Genomic DNA, 579 nt, shown 5'->3' with positions numbered 1-579 from the left:
GAACTGCTGGGCGAAGCCGGGCAGCTTGGCGCGGGTGCCGACCTGGAACTACGCCGCCGCCCACCTGCACGGGTCGCTGGAAGCGCTGCATGAAGAAGAACAGCTGTCCTCGATCCAGGCCTGCAGGTTGAGCGGGGCGGGCAGCATGGCGGAGTTCCGGCGTGGCACCGGGCAGGTGCGTGGGGGTTCAGCGGATTTCGCGGTCCTGCTGGATGCGGGCCAGCGCCGCGTCGTACTTGTGCGACAGGCAGTCGATCGAGTCGATGTCCATGCCCAGGTGGTGGACGCGGCCGTCGCGCAGGCTGTAGACCCAGCCGTGCACGGTCAGTTCCTGGCCGCGCGCCCAGGCGTCGCGGACGATGGTGGTCTGGCTGACATTGACCACCTGTTCGAGCACGTTGAGCTCGCACAGGCGCGCATGCTGCAAGCCGGTGTCGCCGGCGTCGTGCAGGCAGCCGGTGTGGCGCTCGGCCACGTCGGTGACGTGGCGGATCCAGTTGTCGACCAGGCCCAGGCGCTGCCGGGTCAGGCCGGCGTAGACGCCGCCGCAGCCGTAATGGCCCACCACCAGGATGTGCT

1 protein-coding gene and 1 pseudogene are annotated in these 579 nt (G+C 69.4%); one reads left to right on the top strand and one right to left on the bottom strand.

Going from position 1 to position 579, the window contains the following annotated elements:
- Positions 1-34: 34 nt before the first annotated feature.
- Positions 35-100, top strand: a pseudogene (locus tag J7528_RS25660) (FMN-binding negative transcriptional regulator); the annotation flags it as partial.
- A gap of 87 nt (positions 101-187) precedes the next feature.
- Here J7528_RS25660 and J7528_RS23535 read toward each other — a convergent pair.
- On the bottom strand, positions 188-579 hold a 392-nt coding region (locus tag J7528_RS23535; RefSeq protein ID WP_291879701.1), incomplete at its 5' end, for a carbonic anhydrase.

This window comes from Caulobacter sp. (assembly GCF_017744445.1).
Taxonomy (GTDB): Bacteria; Pseudomonadota; Alphaproteobacteria; order Caulobacterales; family Caulobacteraceae; genus Caulobacter.
The sequence above is the reverse complement of the archived record's forward strand: the minus strand, read 5'-3'. Positions and strand labels throughout refer to the sequence as shown.